Source organism: Butyricimonas sp. BSD2780061689_150309_C8, assembly GCF_015560935.1.
Lineage (GTDB): Bacteria > Bacteroidota > Bacteroidia > Bacteroidales > Marinifilaceae > Butyricimonas > Butyricimonas paravirosa.
In genome coordinates this window covers 35,883-45,617 of record NZ_JADMSV010000033.1, presented here as the reverse complement: position 1 = coordinate 45,617, position 9,735 = coordinate 35,883, and the positions used below count along the sequence as shown (strand labels likewise).

The following is a 9,735-nucleotide window of genomic DNA, read 5'->3' as shown; positions in this document are numbered from 1 at the left end:
GTTTCCTCTTCGACTTTACTATTCAAAGATAAGCTTTAATTGGAAAAATGTTACCAACTATTTTTGGCCACATTACTTTTGAAAAAATAAACTCCTCCGTCACTTCGTGCCACCTCCTCTATAAACAGAGGAGGAGCTGGTGACTCTTCCTGAAGACAGTGCGTATTTCAGCTCTCCCTCTGTTTATAGAGGGAGTACCCCGAAGGGGGGAGGGAGTTTGAGAAATGACTTTTTGGACAGCTCCTACCCGAAGGAGGGGAGTTCAATCTAAAATCTAAAATCCCTAAATCTAAAATCATTACGTTCCTCAGTCAACCCGTCTGATCTCCGCACCAATCACATTCAGTTTTTCATCAATATGCTCGTAACCGCGGTCAATCTGATCGATGTTATCAATGACACTTGTCCCTTGCGCAGACAACGCCGCAATCAACAAGGCAATTCCCGCACGTATATCCGGCGAAGTCATCTTGGTGGCCCGTAGCTGAGATTCATGGTTTTGTCCGATAACCGTGGCCCGATGCGGATCACAAAGAATAATCTTCGCCCCCATGTCGATTAATTTGTCCACGAAGAACAAGCGGCTCTCGAACATCTTCTGATGAATCAGCACACTTCCTTTTGCCTGAGTAGCAACAACAAGGAATACACTCAACAAGTCGGGTGTCAACCCCGGCCAAGGAGCATCGGCAATTGTCAAAATTGAACCATCAATGAAATCTTCTATCATGTAATGTTCCTGACGAGGAATATATAAATCATCCCCACGTTCCTCCACCCGGATTCCCAACTTACGGAACGCATCCGGAATAATACCTAACTGGGGAATAGCGACATTCTTAATCGTGATCTCCGAACGGGTCAATGCTGCAAGTCCTATGTAACTACCCACCTCGATCATGTCGGGTAAACAACGATGCTGACACCCCCCAAGACTTTCAACCCCTTCAATCGTCAACAAATTGGAAGCAATCCCCGAAATCCGGGCTCCCATGGCATTTAACATCCTGCATAACTGTTGCACGTAAGGCTCGCAAGCAGCGTTATAGATCGTGGTCACCCCTTCCGCCAACACGGCAGCCATGATAATATTCGCCGTTCCGGTCACCGATGCCTCATCAAGTAACATATAAGTTCCCCGTAATTTCTGGGCAGAGGCCTTGTAACACCCCGAAATCGCATCATACTCGAACGTGGCTCCCAATTTCTCGAAACCAAGAAAATGGGTATCTAACCGACGACGCCCGATTTTATCCCCTCCCGGCTTGGGAACCAAACCGCAACCATGCATGGCTAACAGCGGGCCCAAAATCATGATCGACCCGCGTAAACTAGCCGCTTTACTATAAAAATCTTCTGTTTCCAAGTAATCGAAATTTATCTCGTTCGCCCGGAAAGAAAACTCACCTTTTTGAAGTCTCTCTACCTTCACTCCCATACCCCGAAGTAGATCAATCAATTTTATCACATCCAATATCTCCGGGATATTACTGATAACCACTTCTTCCCTAGTCAACAAACAAGCACAGATCACCTGTAATGCCTCATTCTTTGCTCCCTGGGGAACCAACTCACCTTTCAATCGTCTCCCACCAATAACTTCAAATTTGCTCATGTCGTATAATTAAAGAGTTACAGTTTTCGCTACAAACATTTTAGCCACGCATCGTAAGGGTATATCTATCTCCCGAAACGCAACCGAATTCTGCACGTAAAACTATCAAAAAAACAAATGTCAACAAAATAAGTTTACAAAGTTTGTAAAATAGTGAATCGACAAAATCAATTAAAATTTTGTATGACCGGAATTATATCCATACATTTGTAAACAAGATTTACAATATAAGCCATATTTTGTATCTCTAAATTTTACCCGAGATTATTAATAATTTAAAACAACACATAATGAAAAGCTTTCTGAAATACTTGTTAGCGACCATTGTCGGTATTATTATCGTACACGTTATCCTGTTTTTCGTGTTTATCGGGCTCGTCGGGGCCATAGCCAGTTTCTCCAGTCCCACGATCGAGATCAAGGACAACACGATACTAAAACTATCACTAAAGACAGCGATCCCGGACAGGGCATCGGAGAACCCATTTCAGAACTTTAACTTGATGACCATGAGCCCAGAGAAACCAATCGGGCTAAATAAAATACTTGAATACATTGACAACGCCAGCAAGGATTCCCGCATCAAGGGGATTTACCTGGACCTGACCGAGATCAACTCTAACTTCGGGGCTCTCGCCACGATCGACGAGATCCGGAATGCCTTGTTGAGATTCAAAAAAAGCGGTAAATTCATTTACAGCTATACTAACTTGGGATATTCCCAGAAAAGCTACTACTTGGCGACAGTTGCCGATAGTGTTTTCGTTAATCCCGAAACTCCGCTACTATTAACCGGAATGAGCGCGAACATATCATTCTACAAAGACCTTTTGAAAAAAATCGGGGTACAACCGGAAGTTATTCGTGTCGGTAAATTTAAATCAGCCGTGGAACCTTACATCGAAACACACATGAGTGATGCCAACCGGGAACAGGTACAGACCTATTTAAGTTCTCTTTGGGGTAACATCGTGAAAGGAATTTCCGCCAGCAGAAATATCCCGGTAGAAAAGATCAATCAAATCACCGATGATTTCAAAATCTACCCGACAGAAGAATTCGTGAAAGAAGGATTTTTTGATGGAACCCTTTACGAAAACACCATGCTCGACAAACTGCGAGAAGCATGTGGATTAACAGATGATGAAAAACTATCCCTGACAAGTTTCGAAGATTACACGAAAGCCACTTTCCCAAGCGTGAACTTTGCCGCCGACAAGATCGCAGTGATCTACGCACAAGGGAATATCGAATTCCAACAGGGACCGGAAAGTATAGGACCGGAACTAGCCACGACCATCCGGAAAGCACGTGAAGATAAAAACATCAAAGCTATCGTGTTACGTGTAAACTCCCCGGGAGGTAGCGCGCTGACTTCCGATATTATCTGGAAAGAGGCACAACTGGCCGCCCAGACTAAACCGTTTATCGCCTCCATGGGTAACGTAGCCGCATCCGGAGGGTACTACATATCCTGTGCGGCAGACACTATCGTGGCAGACCCGACAACCCTCACGGGGTCCATCGGTATATTCGGTTTACTATTCAGCGGGGAGAAACTGATCAAAGATAAACTAGGAATCTCTTCCGACGTGGTGAAGACCAACGAACACAGTGATTTCGGTGGCGGCTACCCGTTACCCATCCCTATCAGTGATCGTCCCTTAACAGACTACGAGCGCAACGTGATGCAGACCTACATCAACCGGGGATATGACACCTTCCTCGATCGGGTAAGCCAAGGACGCCACATGACCAAAGAGGCGGTAAACGAAATCGCACAGGGACGGGTATGGACAGGAGAGGACGCACTGAAACTCGGATTGGTTGACGTGTTAGGCGGACTGGAAGATGCCATTGCCATCGCTGCAAACAAAGCAGGTCTGAACAACTACCAGATCACCGAACTACCGGTTGAACGCAGTCCTTTCGAAGATATTCTGATAAATTTCTCGCAAAGCATCAGAACCAGCATATTAAAATCAGAATTGGGCGATTTCTATGATACTTACCGGGAACAGAAAGAATTATTAAAAATAAAAGGCATGGTAGCCAGAATACCTTACGATCTCACGTTTAATTAAAGCGAAATATTGTGTTGAAAAATCTCATTTTATGGCCTTTAAGCGTACTGTACGGCATCGGAGTCAGTATTCGTAACCGCTTGTTCAACTTGGGCATATTAAAGATACGGGAGTTTGACGTCCCCATTATTTGCGTGGGAAATATCACCGTGGGCGGAACGGGAAAAACCCCTCACACGGAATCCCTGATCAACGAGTTGAAAAATGATTACCGTGTAGCCTGCCTCAGCCGGGGGTATAAACGAAAGACATCCGGTTTCGTGCTGGCAACGGAAAACTCCACGGCAAACGACATCGGGGACGAACCCATGCAAATAAAGAATAAATTCCCAGAAATCACGGTAGCCGTGGACGCAGATCGAGTGCGTGGCATCAAGAAACTCATGCAACTCCCGGAAAAACCGGAAGTAATCATCCTAGATGACGGTTTTCAACACCGCTACGTGAAAGCGGACATAAATATCATGCTGATTGACTACAACCGCCCTATCTACGAGGACCATTTACTTCCCCTTGGACGTCTCCGGGAAAGTATTCACGCCAAAGACAGGGCCAATTATGTCATCGTGACCAAATGTCCCGCAAACATCTCTCCCATAGAGAAACGGATCATCCTGAAACACTTAAATTTAAAAGCCTATCAACAGCTTTTGTTCACTTCCATGAGATACGGAGAACCTCGTTCGCTGGACGGGGACAGTCATCACGCGGTAACCCCGAAAACGGCCATACTCTGTGTCACCGGGATTGCCCAACCGGCTCCCTACGTGGAACACTTAAAACAGATGACAGACCAGATTGATCACATCACATTCCCGGACCATCACAATTACAGTGACACGGACATAAAACGTATTCTCCAAGAGTACGATAAAATCAGCTCCACGGACAAATGTATCTTCACCACGGAAAAAGATGCTGTCCGCCTCACGTTATGCGACATACCGGAAGAGATCAGACAACAAATTTTCTATATCCCGATCGAACCGGAATTCCTAACTCCAAGAGATCAACTCATAAAAAATATATACGACTATGTTAGACAAGATACGAGAAAGTAGCAAATACCTAGCCCCCTTCGTGAAAGGAGAGCATACAATCGGTATTATCCTGGGAACAGGACTGGGAGAATTGGGAAAATCAATCGAGATAGAACACGCCATCCCATATATGGCAATTCCAAACTTCCCCGTTTCCACGGTACAGGGACACCGGGGAGAATTGCTTATCGGGTCCTTTGGGGGCAAAAAAGTCATTGCCATGCAGGGACGTTTCCACTATTACGAGGGTTATTCCATGAAAGAAGTGACCTTTCCCGTGAGAGTGATGCACGCTCTCGGGGTAAAGACTCTTTTCGTTTCCAACGCAGCCGGGGGCGTGAACACGAATTACCTGGTTGGTGACCTGATGATCATTCGGGATCATATCAACCTATTCCCGGAACACCCGCTACGGGGTAAAAATATCGATGAACTCGGTCCCCGTTTTCCCGGAATGGCCGAGGCATATAGCAAACGCTTAATTCAACTGGCAGAAGAGGCCGGGAATAAATTAAACATTCCATTGCAAAAAGGCGTGTACGCCGGACTGCAAGGGCCATCCTTCGAAACTCCGGCAGAGTATAACTGGATTCGGGTTATCGGAGGAGACGCCGTGGGAATGTCCACCGTGCCGGAAGTCATTGTTGCCCGTCACATGAACATGGAATGTTTCGGGATGTCGGTTATCACGAACAGCACGGCCAGCGAGGAACTTATCAAAACGAACCACGCGGAAGTACAGGACGTGGGCAACCTCGCTCAACCTCGCATGGGAGCTATATTCAAAGAGATCATCAGTAAACTATAAATTCGAGGGGTTCCCAAAAGTCATTTTTCAAACTCCCTCCCCCTTCGGGGTACTCCCTCTATAAACAGAGGGAGAGTTGAAATACTCCCTGTTTTCGGGACGAGTCACCAGCTCCTCCTCTGTTTATAGAGGAGGTGGCACGAAGTGACGGAGGAGTTTTTTGAGATAAAATGACTTTTTGAACAGCCCCACTCGTATATATCCCACGATACACTCTTAGGTGTCTCGTTAATATATAAACCTTACTTCAAGGTTTTATCCACCACAAAAGTACCACTTTCCCCCATCGACTTCCCGTTGACTTTCCGTTAACTTCCCGTTGACTTACTAACGAGACTCCAGTGCGACACCAATGCAATACATTTGAGATACACCTCTTTAGCTTAGAAAATACAGAACATATTTAAAAAAGACTCAACTTCGACAATTCAATCATGATTTTTGCCGCCCCCCGGGCATCACTTAACGCCTCGTGGTGATTTAACGCAATCCCGAAATGATCACACAAAGTATTCAATTTATAATTCGGCAAGCCTTTCACCAACTTCCGAGACAACCGGCAAGTACAAAAAGATTCAGGTAAACGGGCATACAGATCCGCCCGTTCCAAACAAGCTTTCAGCACGCTCATATCAAACCCTGCGTTGTGGGCAACCAAAGCCTCCGTATCAAAGTAACGCCCGATCACGCCCCACAAATCATAAAACGAAGGTGCATCCTTCACCATCACGGGAGTAATCCCATGTATCTCGATAAACTTCTTGTTAAAATAGTAAGGTTCCGGCTTAATCAAGTGCGAAAACTCTTCCGTGATCTCTCCGTCCTGCACGACAACAATCCCGATAGAGCAAGCGCTTGTCGGGTAACGGTTAGCCGTCTCGAAATCTATGGCCGTGAAATCCAGTAACATACTAAAATAATGACATTACCCACTCGACGACAGGTACCAGTATCGCCGTCATCACTCCCATTAAACCAATTGCCAAACCACTAATAGCTCCTTCCAATGCGCCCAACTCCATCGCTCTGGCAGTACCCAACCCGTGAGCCGCGGCACCAAGAGATAATCCTCGGGCAATCTTACTATCAATGTTCAACTTGTTCAACACGAAAGGCCCCACGATTCCCCCGAATATCCCCACCACGATAACAATTACCGCCGCAATGGCAGGAATACCACCCGCTTTCTCGGCCACTCCCATCGCTATCGGGGTCGTCACGGACTTCGGCTCCAATGTCGCTATCAACACGTGGTCCGCCCCCATCCAGCGAGCAATACAAATCACACTCACGATTCCCACCAAACTCCCGACAAAAATAGAAGTCATGATCGACACCGCATTACTCTTCATGTATTCCACCTGTTCCCACAACACGTAGCCCAAGGCCACGACAGAAGGTCCCAGCAGGAAATTAATCATCCGGCTCCCTTGCTGGAAAGATTCATACGGAATCCCTATCACACTCATCACCGCCACTAACGCCGGAATAGAAACTAACAAAGGATGTAACAGCGCCAACTTCGTTTTCCGGTATAGCCAAAGCGCAGCCAAGTATACCCCGGCTACCAACGTTATTACAAATATCTCTGACGAAATAATAGACTGCATCTTCCTACAAATTAATTCGTTTTACCATGCGCCCGATGATCCTCTTGCCATTGTTGCAAAACCGCCACCACGATCAAAACCAACAACGTCGTCACCGTCCCCACCACCAACACGATGTCCCAATAGCGGGACAACACATCCATGGACGTGATAATCCCCACTCCCGCCGGGAGAAAGAAAAACGCCATGTTATCACAAAGGAAACGAGCCACCGGACGCACTCTCTCCGGTCGGACCCAATGCATGGATAACGCCAAAAACAAAAACATCATCCCCAACACGCTCCCCGGCACAAAACCGTTCATCAACCAGGCACAACATTCACCCAGTAAATAAAAAGCCATAATAATAAAAATTCCTCCTAACATTCCATCTATATATTTAACATGATTCCCGCCCCGAATCGTCCCGTGTTTCCCCGGTCCCCTCGATAGGAAAAAAATCGATCATGATGACAGACGGTACAAATTCCCGCCACTTCAATACGAATATCCTCCACCCCCACTTGCCGTAATTGACGACGATTAGCTTCCCACAAATTCAACAGATACTTCCCGGCCTGTTTCCCCGGTTCGATCAATCCCGTCAAGTCTCCCAATCCCTCACGTGCCGCCTCCACGACTTCTTCCCCGACCTCAAAACAACAGGGGCCGATAGAAGGCCCTATCCCGACAATCACATCTCGGGGGTCACATCCAAATTCCTCCCGCATCCGCTCTACGGTCTTCGCTGTAATTCTTCCCACCGTACCTCGCCATCCCGCATGAACAGCAGCAATAACCCGTACCCGGGAATCGTACATCAAAACAGGAACACAATCGGCAGCAAGCACCATCAGACAAACACCCGTTTCTCTCGTAATCAAAGCATCTGTCGAAGATAAGCGAGTCGCTTTCTCCCGTCCTCCCCGGCCACGTTGCGACCGGGTCACGACTTCTACGTGAGTGGTATGTTTTTGTTCTCCCAAAATAAAATCATCCACACCACAACCAACAGCCTCCGCCAGTGACATCCGGTTAGTCAACACCCGGTCATCCCGGTCCTCATCCATGAATCCCAGATTCAACGCAGCTTGCCCACCGACACTAACGCCACCTTCCCTTCCCGACACGAAATGAATTAATCCCGGAAAATCCCGTAATCCCAAGAACTGGTAGAACGTAACTTTATCTCTCTCAACCCTAATCATATTTATTCGTTCTTTTGAGCGCACAAAGATACAACATTCCAAACAAAATTGTCAACATAAATCGCCTTGTCACAAATAACCATAAAAAAAACAACCCCCCGTTTTGTTTACACGTATCATCGATAAAAAAGAACGATTATGTGGCAAGAACTATGTAAAACCCGCGAAGAATACCTCGAAAGAGCGCAACTGGACACGAAAGGCTATTCGCCCCGACGGTCGGAAACGTTACTTTACGAAATTGCCCGCCTAGACGGTATGGACATTAAAAAACAGGACTTTTTCAATATCTTGAACGACATTGAGATCTCACCCAAAGTAACACGAGAAGACACGCACCGGATAAAAGACCTGAGCAACGCATTCCTTTACCTGGTTAAATGCGCACAACAACGCAAAAGGTTCTCGCTCGACTTCGTACGGGAAGTCAGCGCAAAAGTAATGCAACACACGGGCAAAGAGGTGTACACGACGATCGGCGGTTACGATACCTCGCTGGGCGATTTCCGGCTGGGAGAAGAGTACTATGAAGAGGGTATCCTCGCCAACTATGCCCAGATCCCGGATATGCTGGAACAATTGTGTAAAGAGACAAATGAAAAGCTGGGGAACGTTCACGACATACTGACCGTGAAACTTGCCGCAGCCTTTCACTATCGCTTCATGCACATAAAACCTTTCGGGGCCGGGAATATTACCGCCGGCCTCCTGATGATGAACTATATCCAGATGATGTTCAGGGAACCGCTCATCATCATCCCGGGAGAAGACAAGGCAAAATACCTCGCTGCCATAAAAATGCAGAAGGACACCCCAACACCCGAAACATTCGAACGCTTCGTGGGTGAGGAATTACTTTCCCAGCTTCGCAAAGAAGTCACCCCGCGGAAATAATATTATCCATTTCCCAATGCCGGAAGTATGTTCTGACAAGCATAAACTCCGGCATCACTTTTTAATCCAGAAACCTCCCTCCCTACTATAACTCGTGAATTTCAACCCTTTTCGCCAGACTTTTCTCGCCCTCAATTAAAAAAGTCTCTGAAATTCTTTGTGATTTATAATGAATCAACTATCTTTGCTGCCCGTTAAACCAAGGAACAATTTTAAAATTATATACGAAATGAAAAAGGGCATACATCCTGAAAATTACAGATTAGTAGCGTTTAAAGATATGTCTAATGGAACGACTACAATCACCAAGTCTACTGCCGCAACGAAGGAGACTATCGAGATCGACGGAGTTGAATATCCATTAGTAAAGATGGAAATCTCCAACTCTTCACACCCGTTCTATACCGGTAAAATTAAACTGATCGACACGGCAGGACGTGTTGACAAGTTCATGAACCGTTACAAGAACCACATGGAAAACAGAAAGAAATAATT

The 9,735-nt window shown here is 46.2% G+C and carries 10 protein-coding genes; 5 read left to right on the top strand and 5 right to left on the bottom strand.

What is annotated here, in order from left to right; all coding sequences use genetic code 11:
• Positions 1–307: 307 nt before the first annotated feature.
• On the bottom strand, positions 308–1,615 hold the full coding sequence (gene murA / locus I2I33_RS18440) for a UDP-N-acetylglucosamine 1-carboxyvinyltransferase (protein WP_087422613.1): 1,308 nt from the start codon (positions 1,613–1,615) through the stop codon (positions 308–310).
• 290 nt (positions 1,616–1,905) lie between these two features.
• Here murA and sppA point away from each other — a divergent pair, with 290 nt between their 5' ends.
• From sppA to I2I33_RS18425, 3 genes are read left to right on the top strand one after another with little or no spacing between them, the layout of a single operon-like run.
• Positions 1,906–3,699: a signal peptide peptidase SppA gene (gene sppA, locus I2I33_RS18435; protein WP_087422614.1), complete on the top strand. Its 1,794-nt coding sequence runs from the start codon at positions 1,906–1,908 to the stop codon at positions 3,697–3,699.
• A gap of 8 nt (positions 3,700–3,707) precedes the next feature.
• Positions 3,708–4,760 (top strand): tetraacyldisaccharide 4'-kinase, encoded by a 1,053-nt coding sequence (gene lpxK, locus I2I33_RS18430; protein ID WP_087422670.1) that lies wholly within the window; start codon positions 3,708–3,710, stop codon positions 4,758–4,760.
• On the top strand, positions 4,735–5,547 hold the full coding sequence (locus I2I33_RS18425) for a purine-nucleoside phosphorylase (protein WP_087422615.1): 813 nt from the start codon (positions 4,735–4,737) through the stop codon (positions 5,545–5,547). Before lpxK ends, I2I33_RS18425 begins: the two co-directional genes overlap by 26 nt.
• Positions 5,548–5,950: 403 nt before the next feature.
• Here I2I33_RS18425 and I2I33_RS18420 read toward each other — a convergent pair whose 3' ends face one another.
• Genes I2I33_RS18420 through pgeF form a run of 4 tightly spaced genes read right to left on the bottom strand, consistent with a single transcriptional unit; the run spans position 5,951 to position 8,346 of the window.
• Positions 5,951–6,457: a 3'-5' exonuclease gene (locus I2I33_RS18420; protein WP_087422616.1), complete on the bottom strand. Its 507-nt coding sequence runs from the start codon at positions 6,455–6,457 to the stop codon at positions 5,951–5,953.
• Between the two features lies 1 nt (position 6,458).
• A complete protein-coding gene (locus I2I33_RS18415) occupies positions 6,459–7,157 on the bottom strand; it encodes an LrgB family protein (RefSeq protein ID WP_087422617.1) in 699 nt (232 codons plus the stop codon).
• A gap of 11 nt (positions 7,158–7,168) precedes the next feature.
• Positions 7,169–7,525 (bottom strand): CidA/LrgA family protein, encoded by a 357-nt coding sequence (locus I2I33_RS18410; protein ID WP_087422618.1) that lies wholly within the window; start codon positions 7,523–7,525, stop codon positions 7,169–7,171.
• Positions 7,526–7,530: 5 nt separating this feature from the next.
• Complete coding sequence (pgeF, locus tag I2I33_RS18405) at positions 7,531–8,346, bottom strand: peptidoglycan editing factor PgeF (protein ID WP_087422619.1); 816 nt, start codon at positions 8,344–8,346, stop codon at positions 7,531–7,533.
• Positions 8,347–8,484: 138 nt separating this feature from the next.
• On the opposite strand from pgeF, the gene I2I33_RS18400 reads away from it, so the two are divergent.
• Entirely contained in the window at positions 8,485–9,240 is a 756-nt protein-coding gene (locus I2I33_RS18400) for a Fic family protein (RefSeq protein ID WP_087422620.1), read from the top strand.
• A 229-nt stretch (positions 9,241–9,469) separates the two neighbouring features.
• Complete coding sequence (locus I2I33_RS18395; RefSeq protein ID WP_027201758.1) at positions 9,470–9,733, top strand: type B 50S ribosomal protein L31; 264 nt, start codon at positions 9,470–9,472, stop codon at positions 9,731–9,733.
• Positions 9,734–9,735: the final 2 nt, after the last annotated feature.